This is a genomic window from Daejeonella oryzae DSM 19973 (assembly GCF_000422945.1).
Taxonomy (GTDB): Bacteria; Bacteroidota; Bacteroidia; order Sphingobacteriales; family Sphingobacteriaceae; genus Daejeonella; species Daejeonella oryzae.
Genome location: NZ_KE383964.1, coordinates 536,550 through 559,954, shown reverse-complemented (window position 1 = coordinate 559,954; position 23,405 = coordinate 536,550). Strand labels below are relative to the sequence as shown.

The window sequence follows — 23,405 nt, the reverse complement described above, 5'->3', positions numbered from 1 at the left end:
TCGCTTAATAAGCTGAAATAAGATCCAAGAAAGAGCATTGCCTGCCAGGTAATGCTCTTTTTTGTTTTTGATAAGCTATATAATTTTAAATTGTTACTTTCGGGATTATGGGAAAATTGATTAACCTAAACACATTTAAGGCATTTTTCAGGTCGGAGCAAATTGGTGGAATTATACTTATTTGCTGTGTCATTATTTCTTTATTAATTGCCAATTCTTCATTAAATGATGAATTCAGTTCCATATTAGCTCAGCAATTAGGTTATGAAAGTTCTGATATTCAACTTAAATATTCTGTATCTCTCTGGATCAATGATGGTTTAATGGCCATATTTTTCTTACTGGTGGGATTGGAAATCAAGCGTGAAATTGTAGAAGGAGAATTGTCATCACCCAAAAAAGCGGCCATGCCCATTTTTGCGGCCTTAGGCGGAATGCTTGTTCCTGCAGCTGTATACGCGATTTTCAATTTAAACGCCCCAACAAGTCATGGCTGGGGAATTCCGATGGCAACAGATATTGCTTTTGCATTAGGTGTTATCTCTTTATTGGGGAAGCGGGTTCCAGCATCATTAAAAATTTTCCTGGCAGCTTTAGCCATTGTTGATGATCTGGGAGCAATTCTGGTGATTGCCATTTTTTATACCAATGAACTGCACTGGATGCAGTTATTGTATTCAGCCGGTATTTTGGCCTTATTAGTTGGAATGAATTTCATGGGAGTAAAAAAATTGATTTTTTATATTATACCCGGAATATTCCTCTGGTATTTCATTCACCATTCGGGCATACACGCTACAATAGCCGGTGTATTGCTCGCATTAACAATTCCTACCAATGAAACTGCTGTTGAATCTCCGCTTGAAAAACTGGAGCACATGCTGGTCAGGCCGGTTAACTTTGTAATCATGCCTATTTTTGCTATCGCCAATACCAATATACGTTTCGAAAAACAGATGATAGATGGATTGTACAGTCCTTTAGGAATTGGAATTATTCTGGGACTTCTGGTAGGAAAACCGATAGGAATTACCTTATTTTCATGGTTATCGGTAAAATTTGGCTTTAGCACTCTTCCTTCAAAATCAAGCTGGAATCATGTGATCGGGCTTGGTTTTTTAGCCGGAATCGGTTTTACCATGTCGATATTTATCGGCTTACTTTCCTTCAGTGATCCCGAGTACCAGGTTGAAGCAAAATTCTCCATCCTGGTTGCTTCCGTATTGGCCGGTGTTGTAGGTTATTTATACCTCAGCATGCTAAATTCAAAACGGAAAAAAAGGATTGAAAAACAACGGTTAGCCTCGAATTTCTGAAATAAACTGGGGTATTTGATTTAACGCATTTTCAGTATCAAGAAATTTTACAAAAGCGCTTCCGACAATAGCGCCGCGGGTATATTGGGCTGCTTTATTAAAGCTTGTACTATCTGAAATTCCAAATCCTATCATTGTTGGATTCTCTAAGTTCATTGACTGAATCCGGGAAAAATAAGTTTCTGAATCACCGGAAATGCCTGTGGATTTACCGGTTGTTGAATTTGAAGAAAGCAGGTAGATAAATCCATTACTCAATCCGTCAATTTTGCGGATGCGCTCTTCTGAAGTTTGAGGAGTTACCAGAAATATGTTTGTGAGATTATTATCTATAAAGTAATCTTTATACATTTCTTCGTATTCATACATCGGCAAATCAGGAACTATAACCCCATCAACACCAGCCTCAGCGCAAGCTTTACAGAAATTTTCCACTCCGAACTGAAGAACCGGGTTCACATATCCCATTAATAAAACAGGGATGGTTACCCTTTTCCGCAGGTCTTTTAACTGCTCAAAAAGAACATGGAGAGTCATTCCATTTTCAAGAGCTTTTTGAGAACTGTTTTGAATAACCGGTCCATCGGCCAGCGGATCAGAATAAGGGAATCCTATCTCAATAAAATCTGCGCCTGCTTGCTCTAGCTTTTCAGCAATATCAAGTGTACTTTCGAGCGCAGGATAACCTGCTGTATAATAAATTGAAAGAATTGGCTTGCTTGTATTTTTGAAAAGTTGGTTTAATCTGTTCATTATATATTATGAGATTGATATTAAGGTTTTAGAATACTGAAAAAAGCTTTAGATAATGAAATTTATAAATCGAAGTACCTCATATACGTATCCAGATCTTTATCCCCTCTTCCTGAAAGACATATGACAACAGTTTCATTACCTGAAAATTTCATTTTTTCCAAATAAGCAAATGCATGTGCAGATTCTATGGCAGGAATAATTCCTTCCAGCCGGGCGCACAGTAATCCGGCTTGCATAGCTTCATCGTCTGTAATACTCACGTACTTTGCCCGCTTTACTTTAAATAAATGAGCGTGCTGCGGGCCAATGCCGGGATAATCCAAACCTGCAGAAATAGAATAAGGTTCTACAACCTGCCCATCAGCGGTTTGCATTAATATAGAGCGGCTTCCATGTAAAACTCCTTCTTTCCCAAGTAAAGTAGTGGCTGCAGATTCACCGCTTTCCACGCCTTTGCCGGCCGCTTCTATAGCAATGAGATTTACATCCACATCATCCAGAAAATGGTAAAACATACCCATGGCATTGCTGCCGCCTCCAACACAGGCCAAAACATGATCCGGAGTTTCAGAACCTGTTTTTTCTTTCAGTTGCTTTCTGGTTTCTTCTGATATTACAGATTGAAATCGGGCAACCATATCCGGATACGGATGGGGACCTACCACCGAACCAATAATATAATGGGTATCCACAGGGTTGTTAATCCAGTCACGCATAGCTTCATTGGTTGCATCTTTTAAGGTCTTGCTTCCGGATGTTGCCGGAATTACCTTTGCTCCCATCATTTTCATACGGGCAACATTGGGTGCCTGGCGTTCAATATCTACTTCGCCCATGTACACTACACATTCCAAACCCTTTAAAGCACAAACAGTTGCTGTAGCAACACCATGTTGGCCTGCTCCTGTTTCGGCAATGATTCTCTTTTTGCCTAATCGTTCGGCAAGTAAAATTTGCCCAACGGTATTATTAATTTTATGTGCACCAGTATGATTCAAATCTTCGCGTTTCAGATAAATTGTGGTTCCGTATTTTTCTGATAATCGCTCAGCAAAAAATAAAGGTGATGGACGTCCTACATAATCTTTTAAAAGCTGCTGGAATTCCTTCTGAAACTGACGTTCCTGCATAATTTCCAAATACTGCTGACGCAGATGTTCTATATTAGGATAAAGCATCTCGGGAATATAAGCCCCTCCAAAATCACCATAATATCCCTTTTCATTTACCTGATATTTCATATATCCTCCTGTTCCCTAACGGGATTTAATTTATTAAATGCCAATTTTAATTTGCCTATATTTTTAAAACCCGGTTCTGTTTCAAACCGGCTGTTCAAGTCCACAGCATATAGACGGTTATCGCTTACAGTTAAAACTTCATCCAAATTTTCCAAACCGATACCGCCGCTCAGAAAGTAAGGCTTCTGATAGGAATATTGTTTCAAAACATTCCAGTCGAAAGTTTTTCCGGAACCCCCATGCTGTGCTGATTTGGTATCGAAAAGAAAAAAATCAGTTACTGTTAAAAATGGTTCCAAGTCAGAAAAATTAAAGTCCTCATCTATCCCGAATGCTTTAATTAATTCTACCGAAGGATTTTGCATTTTTATTGAGTGGCAGTAAGCAGGTGATTCATTTCCATGAAGCTGAACGGCTTTCAATTTAAATAATTGAATCTTTTGATTTACAATTTCGGGTTGCTCATTTACAAAAACCCCTGTAATCTTACTTAACTGTGAAACTTCGGCTACTAATTCTAACTGAAGTGTTTCTAGATATCTTTTAGAACCGGGATAAAATATCAGTCCGAGATAGTCAGGTTTAAGTTCAATCAGATCCCTGATATTTGAACTGTCCCTCATTCCGCATACTTTTATTTTCATGCAAGTAGTTTTTTAAAACTTGTCAATGCAGCCTTGCTGAGTAATGATTCTTCTGCTTCATAAAAACAATCGGCAAAACTGGCGGATGGTTTAATAGTGTTAATTGCGATAGCAGCATTGCTTAACACCACATTATTTTGCTCTGTACTTCCCTCTCCAATTAAAACAGCTTTGAAAATTTCTGCCGATTCCTTAACCGAACTACCACCGGCAATTTTATTTGGTTGAATTTTCTCAAACCCCAAATTTTTAAGGGAATAGGTACGCTCTCCCGCATTAGAATATGTTTTAAAATCGCAGGTTAATGAAACCTCATCATATCCTTCTAAAGAATGCAGAATAGTGTATTTCTGATCTGATTTCTGGTATAAATATGCATATAGGCGAGCTAATTCCAGACTGTAAACCCCAACCATTTGGAACTGCGGTTTAGCAGGATTTACCATCGGGCCCAACATATTGAAAAATGTCTTTACTCCCAGCTCTTTACGAATTGGGGCAACGGTTTTCATGGCCGGATGAAATAAGGGAGCGTGCAAAAAACAAATCCCTGCAGTATCCAAATTATGTTTAAGTGCTCCAATATCATTTGTAAACCGGTAGCCAAGGTATTCCATTACATTAGAAGAACCGCATCCGGAAGAAACGCCGTAGTTGCCATGTTTGGCAACTTTGTATCCTGCTCCGGCAACTATAAAAGAAGCAAGGGTAGAAATATTAAATGTATCTTTTCCATCGCCACCTGTTCCGCAAAGATCTATAAGCTGATAATCTGCTAAATTTATGGGCAAGCACAATTCAAGCATGGCATCTCTAAAACCTTCCAACTCTTGTACCGTTATGTTGCGCATGCAATACACCGCCATAAACGCAGCCATTTGCGAAGTATTAAATTTACCTCTGGTCAGATCCATTAAAATCTCTTTGGCCTGTTGCTTGGTAAATGTTTTTTGTTCGAATAAATGATTTAATATCTTCTTCATTTTATAATCTTTTCCGGCATAATTTTCAAAAACCGGGGGTACAAAAAAAGGGTTGCTTGCGGCAACCCTGGTATCTGTATTTTTATTAATAACATTACATACCTATCCTGATCGCCAAATTTTGATTTTGGTGCCAGCGCCAATTGATATGCAGGTTGTTGATTTTCATGTGTCTGCTGCAAAGATGAAGAATCTTTTCTTCTGCTGCAAACCATTTAAGTATTTTTAAAAAATGAAGGCGACCAGAAGATCCAGAAACATTTTAAGACTTAAAATCAGACTTGGGAAAATATCACTGATGTTATTGGGGATTATGCTGGCTGCGTTTGGCTTAAAAGGTTTCCTTGTACCTAACCATTTTATTGACGGCGGAGTTACCGGCATTTCATTATTAACATTTCAAATTACCGGAATTCCTGTATCTGTCTGGCTTGTTGTATTTAATATTCCATTCATTCTAATCGCTGTAAAGCAAATGGGAAAAGAATTTGCTATCAATACCAGCATTGCTATCGTCATACTTTCTCTGGTAATTTACTTTGTTACATTCCCGGTTATCACCAATGATAAATTGCTGATCTCAATTTTCGGAGGTTTTTTTCTGGGTGCAGGTATCGGGCTTTCAATTCGGGGCGGATGCGTTATTGATGGTACAGAAATTTTAGCGGTTTATATTACCCGAAAGAGCTTTTTAAGCATTGGCGATATTATACTTCTTATCAACCTGGTGATTTTTATAGCAGCTGCCTTTATCTTAAATATTGAAACTGCTCTTTATTCAATTCTAACTTATTTATCTGCTTCCAAAACAATCGATTTTATTATTCAGGGTATTGAGGAATATACCGGCGTGACCATTATTTCATCAAAAAGCAAAGCCATTCGTGAATCTATAATTCAGACCCTGGGCCGCGGTGTCACCATTTATAAAGGCGAAGGAGGCAGAGGAAGTGAGGATTTCAAAAATAAAGAGATAGACATCATTTTTACAGTAGTTACCCGTCTGGAAGTTTCTAAATTAAAGGATGAAGTGAACCGGATAGATCACAAGGCGTTTATGATTATGAACCCCATTAATGAAACCAAAGGCGGTATGATTAAGCAAAGACCTTTACATTAAGTTGAACGCTGATAACTAAAGTATCGTAAAACTTCCAAACAATAGGTTTTTCAGCAGGTTTCTATAGGATATTAATTCTCAGAAACTATGGAAGCAAAACCTAAAAATTTCCCGAAACAGAAGCAGAATCATCAGCCGGGTAAAGAATCAGAAATGAATCCCAAACCTGAATATATCAGTAAACATTACAAAGCTGCAGGTAAGTTGCAAGGCAAAATTGCCCTGATCAGCGGAGGTGACAGCGGTATTGGAAGGGCAGTTTGTGTTCATTTTGCAAAGGAAGGTGCGGATATAGCTATTCTTTATCTGGATGAAGATAAAGATGCGAAGGAAACCCAAAAACTGGTAGAAAAAGAAGGCAGGAAATGCCTGCTCCTAAAAGGAGATATCAGCAATTCTGACTTTTGTAAAAAAGCAATAAAGCAAACTGTAAATGATCTTGGAGGTTTAAATATCCTTATTAATAACGCAGCAAAGCAATATCCACAAAATGACATTCAAGATATTGATGAAAAGCAGCTGGATCTGACTTTTAAAACCAATATCTACCCCTATTTTTATCTTTCGCAAGAAGCATTAAACTATTTTAAAGAAGGTGATGTAATTATCAACACAAGTTCTGTAACTGCATATCGCGGCAGCGAACACCTGATAGATTACTCAGCTACCAAAGGCGCCATTATAACTTTTACACGGTCGCTGGCAAAAAATCTGGCTGCTAAAAAAATACGTGTCAATGCGGTAGCACCCGGTCCGGTTTGGACACCGCTCATTGTTTCAAGTTTTGATAGTGAGCATATTAAAAACTTTGGGAAAGATACTCCCATGGGGCGTGCTGGGCAGCCTTCTGAAATTGCACCGGCTTATGTTTACCTCGCCTGCCCTGATTCTTCTTACGTAACGGGCCAGGTTATTCATATAAATGGAGGTGAAATAGTGAACGGTTAAATTCAGTTTTTAAAATTCAATTAAACAAAAAGTAAGTCAGGGGGTTAATTTAGAAACAAAAGCTATTAATTATGGAAAATAACAAAGAAGCAGTAGAAGTTTTAAATGACCTGGTTTTAATTAATAATGACAGAGTTGTAGGGTACGAACGTGCCATCGAAGAGACTAAAGCTGAGGACGCAGATCTGAAGGCTGTTTTTAATGCTATGATTCAGGAAAGCAATCAATACAAACAGGAGTTGAGTAATGAGATCAGAACTCTGGGAGGAGAAATTGAAAGCGGTACAACCAATAGCGGTAAAATCTACAGAGCGTGGATGGATGTTAAAGCAACATTTACCGGTCACAGCCGACAAGCAGTTTTAGAAAATTGCGAATTCGGTGAAGATGCTGCTCAAAAGGCTTATAAATTAGCTTTAGAAGACGAAGATCTTTCCGGCACTTGTCGTGAACTGGTAAGCAGACAAAAGCAGAGTTTAAGATTATCTCATGATAAAATAAAAATGATGCGTGATCAGCAAACTCATTAATATTTCTAATTAATAAAAAAAAACCGGTACTAATAAATACCGGTTTTTTTATGCAGTAAAGTTCATCAGATAGAATTCATGAAGTTTAGTATTGTTTTATAAACATCATTCCCTTTGAACAGCATTTGAGTAATCATACCTATATGCCTTTTCTTTTCAATAAGTTCATATTTGACCGGTACATTTAAAGTAGAAAGGCTTTCATATAATCTTTTAGATTGCAGCTTAATAGCTGGATAGGTTTTCGCTCCGACCAGTATCAGGTATGGATTCTTCATGTTATCGAGATATGTAAAAGGCGACCCTTTTATCCAGTTTTGTGACTGATCTGTAAAAGTGAATAGAAAACTGTTGGTTTGCTCATTTTTAGCAGCCTGTAGTAAATATTCATTCATATCAAGTCCAAAACCATCATTTAATATGACCCCACGGATTGGATTTTCGATTTCCTGTTCATTAAAAAACCGGGGATCTGAATCAATTAAAGAAGCCAGATGGCCGCCTGCCGAGTGACCCATCACAAATATCCGGGAAGCGTCTCCGCCGTATTTTGATATATTATTTTTAACCCATTTTAAAGCCGCAGCACAATCGCCAGCCATTTGCTCATACTGATATGCCGGAGAAAGACTGTAATTGATAGTAACCGTAACTACATTTTTTTTGGCAAAATTTCTGCCCAGCCACCAGTATGTATCTTTTTTACCGCTGTTCCATGAACCACCATGTATAAATACAAGAACATCTTTCTGCCCGCTTACATCTTCCGGGAAATAAACATCCAATAAATTGCGATTTCCATAAGACTGGTTGGTATAGCTTATATTGAGATCGTTCTTTACACTTGAAAATACAGAAGTAATATTTGTAAGAAATATTAACATAAGCAACCAGACTTTTAATTTCATAGGTAGATAAATTTATTTAATCAGCGGATCTTTTTCTTTGGTAAAATGATTATAAACTAAAGTATCCAGCCATGATGGTAAAAACTTGTTCAGGAAAATAGTAAGCTTGCCCTGCCCTGTCATGATGAGACTGCGCCTGCGGTTTACAATTCCATCTGCAATAATTTCGGCCACCTTTTCCGAAGACATCATTTTCCCTTCATCCATGCTGCTTTCGCCCTGTGCAGATCCATCTTTAACAAGGGCGGCATTCCGGATATTTGATGCTGTAAATCCCGGAGAGGCAATCAATACATGTAAGCCGGTTTTTAGATTTTCCACACGTAAAGCTTCCAAAAATCCATTTAAAGCAAACTTCGATGCAGAGTAACCGGTGCGGCCCGGTAATCCGCGGTAGCCTGCTATTGATGATATTCCAACCACAGATCCCTGTCGTTTCAATAATTCAGGAAGCGCATATTTAGTGCAGTACACGGCACCCCAAAAATTTACATCCATTAAATTACGTAATACCAGCAGATCCAGATCTTTAAACAGGGCACGCATAGAAATTCCGGCATTATTAACCAGCACATCTATCCGGTTGAAGGTTAACAAAGCTTGTTTGATCAGGTGCTCACATTCAATTTCTTTGGAAACATCACATTGCACTGCAACCGCTTTAATATTGTATCTCTTTTCCAGATCCTCTGTTATCTGGCAAAGAGTTACATACTGACGGGCCCCTAAAACGAGGTTGGCTCCTCTTTTTGCAAATTCTTCGGCACATGCTTTTCCAATGCCTGAAGATGCTCCCGTAATAATTATTGTTTTATTTTTCAGATCCATGATATGCGAACTCGATTTGGTGATATTTATTCAACCGGAATAAATGTTCATCCGGCAGAACTTTAATTATATATAATTAAAAAATCAGGAATTTATTTAATGAGTGAGTTTTCATAGGGAACCCGGGTTGCAATAGAACGGCCCAGAGTTACTTCATCTACATATTCCAGTTCACCGCCGAAAGCAATTCCGCGGGCAATTGCACTGATTTGAACACCCGCATCTTTAAGCTTTTTATAAATGTAAAAAATGGTGGTATCCCCTTCCATGGTAGCGCTAAGCGCTAAAATAACTTCTGTAATGCCGCCGGAATTAACACGTTGCAGCAGACTTTCAATATTCAGATCAGATGGCCCTACTCCATCCATAGGAGAAATTAATCCGCCCAAAACATGATACACCCCATTATACTGATTTGTATTTTCGATAGCCATCACGTCGCGGGTATCTTCAACAATACATATTATAGATTTATCCCGCTTAGCGGCAGCACAAATTTCGCATATTTTCAAATCGGATATATTGCTGCATATTTCGCAAAACCGGATTTCCATTTTTAACCGGGTAATTGACGAACTGAACTTTTCTACATCTGCGGCAGGCTGATTAAGTAAATGAAGTACCAATCTTAAAGCAGTTTTCTGGCCCACTCCCGGTAATTTGGCAAATTCGCTGACGGCGTTTTCTAAAAGTTTAGAAGAGAAATTCATTCTGCAAATTTAATTTTTATACTCAATGTTTATCGAACCCGCTAATTTAATTCAACAGGGAATCCTAATCTCCAAATGGTTTCCCGATAAATGACACTTAACCCTATCCGGGATGAAATAATATTTTTAAAGTTTTATCTCAAAGGGAATTGATTTTTTAAAAACTTAAATATTACTTTTAGCGGCTTAACTAAAACAGAATATGGCCCCAGCAGTTCTATTATCTTTTCTCGTCGGATACTTTATCGTTTTAATCAGTATTTCCTACTTCACATCCAGAGAATCTTCAGACAATTCAACCTTTTTTACAGCGAACAGAAATTCTAAATGGTACCTGGTTGCCTTTGGAATGATAGGTACTGCGCTTTCAGGAGTTACATTTATTTCGGTACCCGGAGAAGTTGGTTCACCCGCAGGTAATGAATTTAAATATTTTCAGTTCGTTTTAGGAAACGCAATCGGGTTCATCCTGGTGGCCACGGTTTTGCTTCCTTTGTATTACCGGATGCGCCTGACTTCCATTTATACGTACATTGAACAGCGCCTTGGAACCTACAGCTATAAAACCGCTGCCAGTATTTTTCTTTTAAGCCGGACCATTGGTTCTTCATTCAGGTTATATCTTGTTGTAATTGTATTGCAGCGTTTTATTTTTGATTCGTACGGCGTGCCTTTCTGGGCAACAGTATTAATTTCTTTGGGATTGATCTGGTCGTATACGTTCCGAGGCGGATTAAAAACCATTATTATTACCGATACGCTTCAAACCATTTTTCTGGTTTCTTCCGTTTTTTTAACCATTTATTTTATCTGCAGCAATTTGGGGCTTAGTATTCCGCAAGCCTTTGAAACTATTAAGGAAAGCGGGTATTCTAAAGTGTTCTTCTTCGAAGATTTTGTAACCAGCAAATTTCATATTTCAAAGCAGTTGCTGGGCGGTATTTTTGTTACTCTGGCAATGGTTGGCCTGGATCAGGATCTGATGCAGAAAAATTTAAGCTGTAAAAATATCGGCGAAGCACAAAAAAACATGTTCACATTCACCGCCATTTTCGTGGTGATCAATATCTTCTTTTTAAGTGTCGGAGCCTTGTTATATGTGTTTGCAAGCAAAAATGGCATCGCTATTCCAACAGATGCTGCCGGAAATTTACGAACAGATTTTCTGTTTCCTGAAATAGCCCTAAATCATTTATCAGTAGTGCCTGCAGTAGTTTTCATGCTTGGCTTAACCGCGGCAACTTTCGCAACAACGGATTCTGCTTTAACCGCCTTAACTACCTCTTTTTGTGTAGATTTTCTGGGCTTTGATAAAAAAGAAAATATCAACGAGCCATCGGTTGTTATGACCCGCCATGTTGTTCACGTAGGAATTTCCCTGCTGATGTTTTTAGTGGTTATTTTATTTAACGCCGTTAATAACGCCAGTGTAGTAAGCGCCATTTTCACCGTTGCATCATACACTTACGGACCATTACTGGGCTTATACGGCTTCGGATTATTTATGAAAAATCGCGGAGTTAAAGATAAACTTGTTCCATTTATCTGCGTTTTGTCGCCGGCCATCTGTTTATTTTTAAATGCAAATTCAAAAACTTTGATGGGTGGCTATGTTTTTGACAATGAATTAATTGTTGTTAACGGCCTGATCACTTTTGTGGGATTATTACTGATCAGTCGCCCGACTACTTCTAAAACTCAATTTTAAAATAAATACCTAATATATTGTGGAGATTATGACGAGTGAAGACAAAATAAGAAGCGCCTTCGAAAATAAAAACTGGCAGGAAATCAAGGTAACCGACTCCTGGCAGATATTTAAAATAATGGCCGAATTTGTAGATGGATTTGAGAAAATGGCCCGTATCGGTCCATGCGTTTCTATTTTCGGTTCTGCCCGTACGCATAATGAAAACCAGTATTACAAGCTTGCAGAAGATTGCGCCCGACTACTTACAGAACGCGGCTATGGAGTAATTTCCGGCGGTGGCCCGGGCATTATGGAAGCGGCCAATAAAGGAGCTTACGAAGCCGGCGGTAAATCTGTTGGATTAAACATTGAATTGCCTTTTGAGCAATTCCATAACAAATATATCGATCGGGATAAAGTAATGGAATTTGACTATTTCTTTGTCCGTAAAGTAATGTTTATGAAATATTCCCAGGGATTTATTATCCTTCCTGGAGGATTTGGAACACTGGATGAAATGTTTGAGGCATTAACCCTGATTCAAACCGGTAAAGTAGCCCGTTTCCCCATCGTTTTGGTTGGAAAGGCTTATTGGGGCGGATTATTAGACTGGATTAAAAACACGATGCTGGCTACCGAAAAAAATATCAGCGAAGAAGACATGAACCTCTTCCGCCTGGTAGATACCGCTGAAGAAGCTGCCGAACATATTTTCAGGTTCTATGATAAATATGTGTTGAAGCCGAACTTTTAGGGAGCAGTCGGGAGTTCAAACGGAGGTTTAAAAGACTTAAAAGAGAATCCCGGAGCTCAAATGAATTTCTCTTAATTATTTAATTACAAATCTATCTTTAAGAAAATTATTGAACAGATAATGCCCTTGATCAATGAAGTTGGACACAGTACTTAACCTCTACTTTTAGAGAAAATTGAATATATATAGTATATATATATGCAATTGACAGCCTATATCTACTAGTTAGGTGACATTTTTGAGCCATCCACCACTTAATTCACTATTTTAGAATTAACAAATAGATAACAATGAAAAATTACGATATAGAAGAAGAGCGTATTGGCGAAGAAACCGAAAATGATATTCAGAATTTAAGCAAAGAGAGTTTTTCCGAAGCAGTTTTATGGTCTACTGACTGGACAACGGAAACTATCGTATCCCAGCTAAAAAAAGGTAATATTGAGTTATCCCCAAATTTTCAGCGTCGAGATGCTTGGGGTAGCGATAGAAAAAGTAAATTCATTGAATCAATCATTCTCGGTTTACCAATTCCTCAAATCATACTTGCAGAACGCAAAGATAAACGGGGGTCTTACATAGTAATAGATGGAAAACAACGTTTATTGAGTATACGTCAATTCGCCTCAAATGATGTTAATGATGAATTTGAACCTCTAAAATTAGTTGGACTTAAAGTACTAGATGATTTAAATGGTAAAGTCTACTCTCAACTTATCGCTGAAATAGATTATAATAACTATATCACTGCTTTTGAAAATCAGACTATTAGGACAATTATCATTCGCAACTGGCCAAACCATAATTTTCTTTATACCGTTTTCTTGAGACTAAATACAGGAAGTCTACCTCTTTCACCGCAAGAATTGCGGCAAGCGCTGAATCCTGGACTATTTACCTCATTTGCAGATGCTTTTTCAGCTCAAAATGAGGAAATAAAAAGAGCTTTAAAAATCAAAAAACCAGATTATAGAATGCGTGATGTCGAGGTGGTTGTCAGATTTTTTGCATTTAAAAATTATATTGACACATATACTGGAAATTTGAAAGAATTTCTAGATGGCACTTGTGAAAAGCTAAATAGGGAATATATTAAGAGTGAAAAAAGAATACATGATCAAGCTAATGAATTAACGGAGTCAATTAAGGCTACTTATTTGATATTTGAAGAAAATGCGTTTAGCAAATTCTCTGATGGTACGTATACTGGAATCTTCAATAGACCAGTATATGATATTATGTCTTATTACTTTTCTATTCCGGAAATTAGAGATGAAGCCGTTAGAAAAAGACAGGATGTAAAAAAACTTTTTGAGTCTTTATGCACACACGATATTGATTTTTTAAGGAGCCTAGAAACATCAACAAAAAATATTGAACCTACCATGAAACGTTATAATACATGGGGAACTAAATTAAAAGATGTTTTGCAAAAGGAATTCAAAATCCCAACAAAAACAGATGATGGCATAAAATTATTATAATGGCAGTATCTCACACTTATACAACTACGTTTGCAAGAATCCATCAGCTCGAAGCGCATTTACTTCCTCCTATAAATCCTATGGGAACTTACACAGATAAAGATCAAGATCTCCTGCGAGCATATTGTCTATTATGCCACGCTGAATTTGAAGCTTATCTGGAAGGAATTACTTTACAAGTAGTGACTCGAGCATATAATAAGTGGTTGACAGATAAATCTGTAATATCACCTATAATATTCCAGTTAGCATATAATTTTGCTTCAAAGATTAAAGATGTCCCGTATTCACTAGTTGTCAAATCCTATCTGGAATATAAAAAATCCATTGAAGGCAATCATGGAATTAAAGAAAATAATTTGTCAAACTTCTTTAGGCCAATAGGTTTTGAAATGGATTCGCTATTAAAAGCTACCTTACATAATTTCGGTGGTGCTCGTGGAGAAATTGCCCATACTTCCTTTAGCACACAACAGCCGTTAGATCCAGCAACCGAAAAAGCAAACGTTGTTCAAATATTAAATGGTTTACGTTTATTTGACGATGAATTAGATGTCTATGAATCACTGGGGACTTTGAGCAGAAGCCCTAAGTCAATGCAATGGTCAAAATTTAATTTGCTACAAAGAATAAAAATTTTGTTTACCGGCCAAACGTAAAAACGTCACTTACATCGCATTTACGCAAGAGCTGGTTTTTAGTTAATTGAACGTTTTTCCAAACCAAGAAAGTTGTAAGTTAGCGGAGAGAACTCTGCTCCTATTTTCCGCTCCTGAGCAAATGCGAGAACCGCTATACACTATTATAAGAACCTTCATGATCGAACTACAAGACTTTGAAGAAAAGGACTTTAACCGACTTATTACTTGGGTCAAAAATGAAGAGGAAATGATTCAATTTGCTGGACCTATATTCACTTACCCATTGAACCTGGAGCAGTTATCAAAGTATACTAGTGACACTACAAGAAAAATATTTAAAGTTCGACTAATATCAACCGGAGAAATCATCGGGCATTGCGAACTTAACTTTCAAAATGAGATTCCACGACTTTCAAGAATATTAATAGGCGATCGTTCTTTCCGAAATAGAGGGTTAGGAAAAGCAATAATAAGAAATTTATTAACGCGTGTATTTACAACCACTGAGTTTGAAAATGTTAACCTAACTGTTTTCGACTGGAATTACAACGCAATCGCTAGTTACAAAAGTGTAGGCTTTGAAATCAGACCAGGTTTTGAAACTCACATGAAAATCAATGAGGAAACTTGGACCGCTTGTAACATGATAATTAGTAAGCAAGTGTATTTGATTATTAACGGTGTATAACAAAGCCTATTTCAAAAATGGCGGGTGACGTTATTCTTGAAATTTCTACATTTAACTAAGTTTTGTGCCGGGCGACAATGAAGTGTTTTCTATCCGCCATCTTCGGCAAGCCCGAACCGTTGTACGACATTATATAAAAAAACGCATCAACAAATGAATATCAATAAATTTCATCTTCTCATTTTTTCTCTACTTTTTTTTTCTTGTTCTGCTCAAAAGAATAAAATGGGAAAAATTAATACTAAAATTAATAAGGAATATATTGCAAGTAGAAAAAAATCTGTAGGAAAACTGAATCTTGACGAATACAAAAAAATTCGTGAATTGATTATCGACGAATTAAAAACAGAAATTCCAAGTAACAAGTCTATTCTAGTAAACTTTTATCAATTTGGTTCAAATTGTTTCGAGTATGGTATTACTAAAAAGGATGCAATGACTGTGATTGACAATAGCATTCGTATTTCTTCAAGGATGTCAAAGGAAAATAATGCAATTGACTTTTTTGTTTATTCTGAAAATGTGTTGAATAAAGAAAGAGTTGAAAATAGAAAAAACTTCATTTTAGATTCAGGTTTTTTCGCTGAAAATATTTTCACATTGCAAGAAAATTGTAGAGCATTCTTTATATTAAAACCAAATGGAGAATTTTTGAAATACTATGGATCTGATTATTATTCTGAAGTAGAAAAGTTCCTTAAGGAAAAATAAAAAAAACGTCGCACAATACCTTATTTCTGTTAGCGGGTTTGAAGTTTACAACATAAAGATTTTCTCTAATTATTCTTTTTTGTTATATCTACTAAGACTTGTAATAAAAAGTCCCGACAACAGAAATACCCAAACGTTACCTGGAATTTCAGAACATGCAAAAAATAGAATATAAAATATTATGTTAAAATTATTAAATCTCTTTATCGATGACATTGAAAAAAAACTCGAAAATGATGAAAATATCATTCTTCAAGATGCCGCAAATCTCTTTCGTGGTCCAATTTCAGTAGGCGGAAGATTAACTCTAACAAATAGCAGGTTAATTTTTCAACCACATAAAATAAATTTTGAAAAAAATGATGAAGTAATAGAAATTGAAAAAATTAAAGGAGTAAAAAAAGTAAGAACTCTTGATTTCTTTGACACCTCATTAAGAGTAACTATTGAAAATGATGATGAATATAAATTTGTATTATCTGCAAATACAAGGGAAAAATGGTTTGAAAAGGTAAATTCAATGCTTTAAAAATAAACTGCAGGTAAAAGCAGTTTAACATTGACATTTATAGTTTGAAATCTCTCAATAAGAATTTATAAACAATGAAAAAATCACTAAAAATCATTTCTATCGCTTCAATTATTTTGTTTGGAATTTTATGGGTTTTAAGCAAGTTTGTTGATTCCACTGAATTCAATACTATGGATATCAGAAATATTCTTGTTCTTATTTATCTGGTCACAAGTCTTAAATATTATCAAATGGAAGTAAAAGATAAGAACTCCATTATTGAGGAACTACAAACAAAACTGGTAGAAAAATAAATTTTTTAAATCTAAATATAGATTTCGCCTTTTAAATAAGTTACCGCTTTGCCGCTCATTAGTACCCGGTTTCCCGATAGCTCGCACCACAATTCCCCCAGCCTCCCGGAAACCTGGAAAGCATGAAGTTTATTTTTTCCCAGCTTGCCGGCCCAGTAAGGAATCAGGTTGCAATGTGCAGAGCCGGTTACCGGATCTTCATTGATTCCTGCTGCAGGAGCAAAAAAGCGGGATACAAAATCGCAATGATCTCCCGGTGCCGTCACTATAATTCCCAAAGCATCAATTTTTGCCAGAGCATTAAAATCAGGTTTAAGGGCTCTGATTTCTTTTTCATTTGCGTAAACCAGCATGTAATCCCGCGAGCGTAAAACTTCGAGAGGTTTATTCCCTCCCAGCGCATCGAGCAATCCGTCCGGTGATTGGGAAACCTCAGCAACTCTCGAAGGGAAATTCAATGTATACAAATTATCTGCACGGCTAACTGTCAGAGAACCTGCTTTTAAAGTGTGAAAGTGAATAACATCATCGGTATACCCCAATTCTGTAAAAATGATATGTGCGCTTGCAAGTGTTGCGTGACCGCAAAGATCAATTTCAAGTTCGGGGGTAAACCAGCGCAACTCGAAACCCTTTCCCTGCTGAATAAAGAAAGCGGTTTCAGCCAGATTATTCTCTGCTGCAATTTTTTGCATTTCGGGCGCAGGCAGCCAGTTCTTTAAAGGACAAATTGCAGCCGGATTTCCGCCGAAGAGCTGATCTGTAAAAGCGTCAACCTGGTAAATGGGAAAGGTTTGCATAGGTAATTGCTATTTGAAATTTGTAAATATTTAAGGGATATTTTACCCTGGAATATAATTATAAGTAATTAAATCATCTTCATTATGTATGTCATAAACAGCATTATTATGCAGCAAAATTATTTTATTACTAACTGTTAATAGGGGTCTATAAATATGATCAGTAAGTATTATCGCTTTGTCTTTACCAATTTCTGCAATTACACATTGAAGAAATTCAACATGAATTGGAGATATGGCTGAAAAAGGCTCATCAAGTAAAATATAATCGGCTGGCTGACTAAGTATCCATAAACACTCTAAAAGGCGCTTTTGCCCTTTAGAGGCGTCACCTATTCTCTTATTTAAATCATCAATTATTAATCCTTCATCCAAAATTCTTTTTTGAATAATTGGAGATAAAGCATTTACAACTTCTCTTATTTTTAAGAATGGAATTATAAAAGATTGCTGTGGCAGATAAGCTATTCTTCTGGTTAAATAACCTTTTTGAACAATGCTATTATCAATACACAAATGTTTGAAATTTGCTTTAAGAGAACCAAATATTATTTTCAACAAGCTTGATTTGCCGGAGCCGTTCCGCCCGAGCATACCTAAAATTTCTCCGGGTCTAACTTGAAGATAACAACCAGACAAAATTTGGCGACCTCGAAAACTTAAAAAAACGCTATCAATTTCAAGCATTAAAACAAAAACTTTAAGGGGGCGACCAGTACAGAAAAAAGGATGAAATCCATTAAGCAAACGATCAGGAACAATCGAAGTGGCGAAATTCCCAAATTCTTAAAATAATAATCATAAATAGAATATTTTGGGCGGGTGATTAAATAAAGAGCGGCATAACCTATTGGCTTAATTGTCAACACCAGCAAAATATATGGACTTCTAAATAAAAAAATAACAAATACAAGATTGCATAAAATAAAGCCTGCAATGTGCATTCGAACAAATTTTTTATAAACTTCCATTAACTGACTAATCCTTCACAAAAATATACGGATCGTATTCAATAAAATCATTCGCTTTTATAGTTATTGATTTTACAGATTTGCCTTCGATTTGAAATTTAGTTGCGAATACGCCATATGCAATATTATTATAGCGCATTAACCATTCGTTTTTGTCCATGTACTGAAGCGTGGCTTTTAAACTTTTATGATTCAGAAATGTAATTTCCAAAGATTTATTTTTTACTTCTTTAATAGTTATTGGACCATAAATTTCATTTTTATAGTTCCCTGCATAAGCTGCAAGCGGAAGCTCGGGTTTTCCTTTTCCAATTCTATTTTCTAAATCAGCTACTTCCTTTTTTGCTTCAGCAATTCCTTTCAACTGTGCCGGCAAAGCTTTCTCGCTCCGGTTTACATACGGCTGATCTAAATAAGCATCCAGGATCTGATAGCGTAAAAGTTCGAAAAAATTCTGATTGTCATTATTCGTCAGAATGGTAATACCCAGATTAAGTTCGGGCACAAAACAGGTATTGGTAACAAATCCAAATGCGCCTCCGGTGTGCCAGAAAACCTGTTTTCCTGCAAAATCCGTCATAAAAACACCCAGACCGTAACCAGTAAAATGGCTTGGATTTACCGGGCTTTTACGGCTTGACATAGCCAGGTTGATGTCGCGGGTTTTACGGATCACGGGCCAGGGCAAAACACGTTTTCCTTCAAAACGTCCGCTGTCGAGCTGGGTGAGCAGCCATTTTGAAACATCTTTTACGTTGCTCACCATACTTCCGGCCGGACCTAAATTATCTACCTGATCGTAGGGCAATTCGGTGATCTTTCCGGTAAACTGATTAGTATAAGGTCTGGATACATTGTTGCGGGAAGCCATTCCTTCGGTAAGCATATAGGTATTCGACATTCCAAGAGGTTTTAGAATACTGTCCTGTACGTATTCTTCCCAACGTTTTCCGGTTACAACCGGAATCACTTCGCCGGCAGTTAAAAAGCAGCTGTTGCAATAACCAAAATCCTGTCTGAACTGTCCGCTGGGTTTTAACAGCTTCATTTTTTCTACAATCTGCTGGCGGCTTAAGGTACCGTTCCAGAAAGTAAAATCTCCCTGGAAAGTTTTGGTACCGATGCGGTGACTTAATACATCTTTTATAGTCGCCAGTTCTGTAGATGTTTTATCGTATAATTGAAATCCCGGCAGATACCTGGTCACTTTATCATCCAGTGACAATTTCTTATTATAATCCAGCTGAGCCAGTGCGGTACCCGTAAATAGTTTACTGTTGCTGGCAATCATAAACAAGGTATTTTCATCTACCGGATCTTTTGTCTTCAGATCACGAACCCCGTAACCTTTAGATACAATGGTCTTGCCGTCTTTTACTATCGCAATAGCCAGACCAGGGATATCCCATTGAGCAATTCCCTTTTGTATATAAGAATCCAGACTATCTTTAATAAAGGATGGAGATTGAGCTTTTATTGAAGCTGATCCTGATAAGAAAATCAGGCTGACACAAATGAGTCTTTTCATAGGATTAAATTGATTATCGAAAAATACAAAAATATCACGCAGTAAAAAGAAATAAGCAGAAACTGAAAAGAGCAGAGATATATTTCAAACCCTGCTCTTTTTCAAATATGAATAATAATTATTAATAATACGTCAGGCGGATAACTCCTGCCAATGATTTGGCCAGGCGAACAACTTGTCTTGTGTACCCGTATTCGTTATCATACCAAACATATAATACCGCAGTTTTTCCATCTTTAGAAAGGATAGTTGCCGGCCCGTCAATAATACTTGCATGACTATTACCAATTACATCGCTGGAAACAAGTTCATTGGAAATAGAATATTCTATTTGTTCAACTAATCCGCCAAAGAGAGAAGCTTTTTTCAATACAGCTTCGATTTCTCCTTTGCTGGTTTTTTTGTTTAATGTAAGGTTTAAAATAGCAAGAGAAACATCCGGAGTTGGAACCCGAACGGCATTACCGGTCAGTTTTCCTTCCAAAGGAGGCAAAACTTTTGAAACAGCTTTATCTGCACCGGTTTCTGTAATTACCATATTTAAAGCTGCAGACCTGCCACGGCGATATTTCTGATGATAGTTATCCAGTAAGTTCTGATCATTTGTGTAGGAATGTACTGTTTCAATATGACCTTTTTCAATCCCGAAAGTATCCTGAACTATTTTCAATACCGGAACGATTGCGTTGGTAGTACATGAAGCAGCCGAGAAAACAGTTTCATTTTCGTTAAACTCGCTTTGATTGATCCCAAAAACAATATTCGGTACATCTCCCTTTCCCGGAGCAGTCAGCAAAACTTTCCCGATTCCTTTGGAAAGCAGGTGTTTAGCCAGTCCTTCCCGGTCACGGAAAACACCTGTATTATCAATGATTAAGGCATCGTTAATTCCATATTCGCTATAATCAACTTCATCAGGATTTTTGGCCGCGATCATGTAGATAACCTGGCCATTTATGATTAATGCTTTATGTTCAAAATCTTCGGTAATAGTTCCCGAAAACGGACCATGAACGGAATCGTTACGCAGAAGATCGGCTCTTTTTATCAGATCCTCATCACTGTAACTGCGGGTAACAATAGCCCTTAAGCGTAGCTGCTCACCTTTACCGGCCTGCGTCACTAATTCGCGGGCTGCGATGCGTCCAATACGGCCAAAACCGTATAAAACCACATCGGTAGGTTTCATGGTAATTTTATCTTTACCGATATGATGCCCCAGCTTTTTGATAACAAAATCTTCAGTTGAAGAGTATTTTCCTTCCTCATCGATCCATTCTGAAGCAAGTCTGCCAATATCTATTCGTGAGGGAGCCAGTCCGGATTTAGAAATCGCTCTGGCCAGATCCAGGGTTTCATAAATGGAAATGTCTTTATTAATGATTTTTCGGGCATATTGATGATGCGCCAGAACTTCGCTGCTGCCAATATCAAACAGAGGTTTACGAAACAGAACGAGCTCAATGGATCTGTCAAACCAAAGTTTGCCTACTATACCAATGAGTTCTATTGCCTTTTTTTCCTTATCGATCCAATTGCTAAATTCGCTTTCGTATTTATTTAACATGCTAGTGATTTTGATTTAGCCCAAAAATAAAAAAGATCGGGTGATAGCCCAATCTTTTTCATATATTTTGTTTGAAGGATGTTATCCCAAATAAGATTTTAAAATTTTGCTCCTTGACGTATGACGGAGGCGCTGAAGGGCTTTGTCTTTTATCTGACGAACACGTTCGCGGGTCAGATTAAATTTCTCACCAATTTCTTCCAGAGAAAGAGGATGATTGGTACTTAAACCGAAAAATAAAACGATAATTTCACGTTCGCGTTCTGTAAGCGTAGCTAATGAACGTCTGATTTCTTCAGATAATGATTCATCAATCAGGTTACTGTCTGTATTCGGATCGTGATTTTCAAGTACATCCAGCAATGTATTTTCTTCACCCTGAACAAATGGTGCATCCATAGAAACGTGGCGACCTGAATTACTTAAGGTATCTGTAATTTTATCAACAGTTGTTTCTAAAGTATCTGCCAGTTCTTCCGGAGATGGCTCACGTTCGTATTCCTGCTCCAATCTGGAGAATGCTTTACTGATCTTACTTAAGGATCCAACCTGGTTTAAAGGCAAACGCACAATACGGGATTGTTCTGCAATAGCCTGTAAAATAGACTGACGGATCCACCATACAGCGTATGAAATGAATTTAAAACCTTTGGTTTCATCAAAGCGTTTGGCAGCTTTAATTAATCCAAGATTTCCTTCATTAATCAAATCTCCGAGAGTTAAACCCTGGTTCTGATATTGTTTAGCAACAGAAACTACGAAACGCAGGTTTGTTTTGGTTAAACGTTCTAAGGCTGCCTGGTCACCTTCGCGAATCTTTTGAGCAAGAATTACTTCTTCCTCGGCTGTAATTAAATCTACTTTACCAATCTCGTGCAAATACTTGTCTAATGACTGAGATTCACGGTTAGTAATGGATTGAGTTATTTTGAGTTGTCTCATTTATGAATTTAAAACCCTTTCTAAAAGTCTGCAAAGTTAACAGAATATTAACTGCACAACGATTAATTAAGAAAAAAGTTGAAGAAAAATTGAAAAGATTTGAAAAAAAATTACTATAAAAATATCTACAAAAATCATTCCATTTGAGGACCTCAGTATCAGTTAAATAAAATATAATTGTAAATATTAATGAGGCTGATTTCCGGAGCTAATTTTAAATCAGGTTAAATTGCGGTCTCTGAACCAAACCTCATCCGGATCAGCTTTAAAGGAAGACATCAGATTAACAAGTGTTTCAGGATCATGATCAGCCAAAACCAGGCTTCGGTTAACAGGTTTTAAAAATTTTCGGGAAACCATCAGATCCATTTGTAAAAGCAGATGATCATAGAAACCATCTACATTTAAAAGTCCGATTGGATTTTGGTGCAAGCCTAACTGTAGCCAGGTGAGCACTTCGAAAAATTCTTCCAGCGTACCAAAGCCTCCCGGCAGAGTGATAACTCCGTCAGAAAGATCGGCCATAGTTTGCTTGCGCTGATGCATATTTTCGGTGACAATCAGCTCGGTTAAACCTGTATGGGCAACTTCCTTATCCATCAAAAACTGTGGAATTACACCAATTGCATATCCGCCCCGCTGTAAAACTGCATCAGCCATAAGACCCATCACTCCTACCTTGCCACCGCCAAATACTAGCTTGATATCGTTCGCAACCAGGACATCCGCCAGTTTGTTCACAGCACTTAATAAAACCGGATCTCCATTAAAATTAGCTCCGCAAAAAACACAAATTGATTTCATCTTATTTCTGGAACGT

At 37.2% G+C, this 23,405-nt stretch carries 25 protein-coding genes; 12 read left to right on the top strand and 13 right to left on the bottom strand.

All coding sequences use genetic code 11. From position 1 onward, the window contains the following. Positions 1-107: 107 nt before the first annotated feature. Complete coding sequence (gene nhaA / locus G521_RS0115685) at positions 108-1,316, top strand: Na+/H+ antiporter NhaA (RefSeq protein ID WP_026899370.1); 1,209 nt, start codon at positions 108-110, stop codon at positions 1,314-1,316. Here nhaA and trpA read toward each other — a convergent pair. The 4 genes from trpA to trpD all read right to left on the bottom strand — a co-directional run bounded on the left by trpA (position 1,299) and on the right by trpD (position 4,940). Continuing rightward, positions 1,299-2,069 carry a tryptophan synthase subunit alpha gene (trpA, locus tag G521_RS0115680; protein WP_026899369.1) on the bottom strand — a complete coding sequence of 257 codons (771 nt, stop codon included), beginning with the start codon at positions 2,067-2,069 and terminating at the stop codon, positions 1,299-1,301. The genes nhaA and trpA overlap by 18 nt on opposite strands. A 62-nt stretch (positions 2,070-2,131) precedes the next feature. Further along, a complete protein-coding gene (gene trpB, locus G521_RS0115675; protein WP_026899368.1) occupies positions 2,132-3,313 on the bottom strand; it encodes a tryptophan synthase subunit beta in 1,182 nt (393 codons plus the stop codon). Further along, the gene (locus tag G521_RS0115670) at positions 3,310-3,957 is read right to left on the bottom strand and encodes a phosphoribosylanthranilate isomerase (RefSeq protein ID WP_026899367.1); all 648 of its coding nucleotides are present in this window, start codon (positions 3,955-3,957) and stop codon (positions 3,310-3,312) included. Before G521_RS0115670 ends, trpB begins: the two co-directional genes overlap by 4 nt. After that, on the bottom strand, positions 3,954-4,940 hold the full coding sequence (gene trpD / locus G521_RS0115665) for an anthranilate phosphoribosyltransferase (protein ID WP_026899366.1): 987 nt from the start codon (positions 4,938-4,940) through the stop codon (positions 3,954-3,956). The genes G521_RS0115670 and trpD overlap by 4 nt, the downstream gene beginning before the upstream one ends. Positions 4,941-5,172: 232 nt before the next feature. Here trpD and G521_RS0115655 point away from each other — a divergent pair, with 232 nt between their 5' ends. The 3 genes from G521_RS0115655 to G521_RS0115645 all read left to right on the top strand — a co-directional run bounded on the left by G521_RS0115655 (position 5,173) and on the right by G521_RS0115645 (position 7,538). Next, entirely contained in the window at positions 5,173-6,060 is an 888-nt protein-coding gene (locus G521_RS0115655; RefSeq protein ID WP_026899364.1) for a YitT family protein, read from the top strand. A gap of 87 nt (positions 6,061-6,147) precedes the next feature. After that, the gene (locus G521_RS0115650; protein ID WP_026899363.1) at positions 6,148-7,008 is read left to right on the top strand and encodes an SDR family oxidoreductase; all 861 of its coding nucleotides are present in this window, start codon (positions 6,148-6,150) and stop codon (positions 7,006-7,008) included. Positions 7,009-7,079: 71 nt separating this feature from the next. After that, positions 7,080-7,538 (top strand): PA2169 family four-helix-bundle protein, encoded by a 459-nt coding sequence (locus G521_RS0115645; RefSeq protein WP_026899362.1) that lies wholly within the window; start codon positions 7,080-7,082, stop codon positions 7,536-7,538. A 65-nt stretch (positions 7,539-7,603) separates the two neighbouring features. Here the strand turns inward: G521_RS0115645 and G521_RS0115640 are convergent, their stop codons facing one another. The 3 genes from G521_RS0115640 to recR all read right to left on the bottom strand — a co-directional run bounded on the left by G521_RS0115640 (position 7,604) and on the right by recR (position 9,984). Continuing rightward, positions 7,604-8,446, bottom strand: coding sequence for an alpha/beta hydrolase (locus G521_RS0115640; protein ID WP_026899361.1), 843 nt, complete (start codon positions 8,444-8,446; stop codon positions 7,604-7,606). A gap of 12 nt (positions 8,447-8,458) precedes the next feature. Beyond that, on the bottom strand, positions 8,459-9,274 hold the full coding sequence (locus G521_RS0115635; protein ID WP_026899360.1) for an SDR family oxidoreductase: 816 nt from the start codon (positions 9,272-9,274) through the stop codon (positions 8,459-8,461). A gap of 92 nt (positions 9,275-9,366) precedes the next feature. Then, complete coding sequence (gene recR, locus G521_RS0115630; RefSeq protein WP_026899359.1) at positions 9,367-9,984, bottom strand: recombination mediator RecR; 618 nt, start codon at positions 9,982-9,984, stop codon at positions 9,367-9,369. A gap of 202 nt (positions 9,985-10,186) precedes the next feature. Between recR and G521_RS0115625 the strand changes: the two genes are divergently transcribed. From G521_RS0115625 to G521_RS0115590, 8 genes are all read left to right on the top strand, one after another. Continuing rightward, complete coding sequence (locus G521_RS0115625; protein ID WP_026899358.1) at positions 10,187-11,692, top strand: sodium:solute symporter; 1,506 nt, start codon at positions 10,187-10,189, stop codon at positions 11,690-11,692. Between the two features lie 28 nt (positions 11,693-11,720). Further along, the gene (locus tag G521_RS0115620; protein WP_026899357.1) at positions 11,721-12,428 is read left to right on the top strand and encodes an LOG family protein; all 708 of its coding nucleotides are present in this window, start codon (positions 11,721-11,723) and stop codon (positions 12,426-12,428) included. Positions 12,429-12,718: 290 nt separating this feature from the next. After that, entirely contained in the window at positions 12,719-13,912 is a 1,194-nt protein-coding gene (locus G521_RS0115615) for a DUF262 domain-containing protein (RefSeq protein ID WP_026899356.1), read from the top strand. Continuing rightward, positions 13,912-14,571 carry a HEPN domain-containing protein gene (locus G521_RS17935; protein WP_026899355.1) on the top strand — a complete coding sequence of 220 codons (660 nt, stop codon included), beginning with the start codon at positions 13,912-13,914 and terminating at the stop codon, positions 14,569-14,571. The genes G521_RS0115615 and G521_RS17935 overlap by 1 nt, the downstream gene beginning before the upstream one ends. Before the next feature lie 157 nt (positions 14,572-14,728). Further along, positions 14,729-15,241: a GNAT family N-acetyltransferase gene (locus G521_RS0115605; protein ID WP_162141802.1), complete on the top strand. Its 513-nt coding sequence runs from the start codon at positions 14,729-14,731 to the stop codon at positions 15,239-15,241. 153 nt (positions 15,242-15,394) lie between these two features. Beyond that, positions 15,395-15,952: a hypothetical protein gene (locus tag G521_RS0115600; RefSeq protein WP_026899353.1), complete on the top strand. Its 558-nt coding sequence runs from the start codon at positions 15,395-15,397 to the stop codon at positions 15,950-15,952. Between the two features lie 181 nt (positions 15,953-16,133). Then, complete coding sequence (locus G521_RS17930) at positions 16,134-16,481, top strand: GRAM domain-containing protein (protein ID WP_051189795.1); 348 nt, start codon at positions 16,134-16,136, stop codon at positions 16,479-16,481. Between the two features lie 74 nt (positions 16,482-16,555). Beyond that, positions 16,556-16,777 (top strand): hypothetical protein, encoded by a 222-nt coding sequence (locus tag G521_RS0115590; protein WP_026899352.1) that lies wholly within the window; start codon positions 16,556-16,558, stop codon positions 16,775-16,777. Positions 16,778-16,788: 11 nt separating this feature from the next. Here G521_RS0115590 and G521_RS0115585 read toward each other — a convergent pair whose 3' ends face one another. The 6 genes from G521_RS0115585 to G521_RS0115550 form a co-directional block, all read right to left on the bottom strand. Further along, entirely contained in the window at positions 16,789-17,577 is a 789-nt protein-coding gene (locus tag G521_RS0115585; protein ID WP_026899351.1) for a PhzF family phenazine biosynthesis protein, read from the bottom strand. Between the two features lie 42 nt (positions 17,578-17,619). Continuing rightward, a complete protein-coding gene (locus tag G521_RS17490; RefSeq protein ID WP_036679495.1) occupies positions 17,620-18,264 on the bottom strand; it encodes an ATP-binding cassette domain-containing protein in 645 nt (214 codons plus the stop codon). A 291-nt stretch (positions 18,265-18,555) separates the two neighbouring features. After that, positions 18,556-20,076, bottom strand: a complete 1,521-nt coding sequence (locus G521_RS0115570; RefSeq protein WP_026899349.1) for a serine hydrolase — start codon at positions 20,074-20,076, stop codon at positions 18,556-18,558. A 121-nt stretch (positions 20,077-20,197) separates the two neighbouring features. Next, positions 20,198-21,643, bottom strand: coding sequence for a glyceraldehyde-3-phosphate dehydrogenase (locus G521_RS0115565; protein WP_026899348.1), 1,446 nt, complete (start codon positions 21,641-21,643; stop codon positions 20,198-20,200). A gap of 81 nt (positions 21,644-21,724) precedes the next feature. Continuing rightward, entirely contained in the window at positions 21,725-22,585 is an 861-nt protein-coding gene (locus G521_RS0115560) for a sigma-70 family RNA polymerase sigma factor (RefSeq protein WP_026899347.1), read from the bottom strand. 219 nt (positions 22,586-22,804) lie between these two features. Beyond that, positions 22,805-23,389 carry an LOG family protein gene (locus G521_RS0115550; protein WP_026899346.1) on the bottom strand — a complete coding sequence of 195 codons (585 nt, stop codon included), beginning with the start codon at positions 23,387-23,389 and terminating at the stop codon, positions 22,805-22,807. Positions 23,390-23,405 lie beyond the last annotated feature (16 nt).